The sequence below is a fragment of the Zoogloea sp. LCSB751 genome, assembly GCF_002028455.1.
Classification (GTDB): Bacteria; Pseudomonadota; Gammaproteobacteria; order Burkholderiales; family Rhodocyclaceae; genus Zoogloea.
Window position 1 is genome coordinate 1 of sequence record NZ_MWUM01000724.1, and the last position, 229, is coordinate 229.

Sequence of the window (229 nt, forward strand, 5' to 3'; positions counted from 1 at the left end):
CCGAATTTTCGGCAAAAATGCGCCGGGCCAGCAGCAGGACGCGCATGCCCTGTCCGGCATAGGCGTCGGCGATGGCTTCGACTGCCGCCGCATCGAGCGCCACCGGCTGGCCACGCGCGTCGAGCTGGTCGCGGCAGAGCGGCAGCAGGCGTTCGAGGTCGCCCTTGACGTAGAGCAGCGGTTGGCCGTCACCCTGGTGGGCGGTTGCCATGTATTGCCGGCAGGCATC

1 protein-coding gene is annotated in these 229 nt (G+C 68.6%); it reads right to left on the bottom strand.

Features of this window, described 5'->3' with window-relative positions; genetic code table 11:
• Positions 1–211, bottom strand: a 211-nt coding sequence (locus B4920_RS28335) for a hypothetical protein (protein WP_139379813.1), incomplete at its 3' end; no start/stop codon positions are given.
• Positions 212–229: the final 18 nt, after the last annotated feature.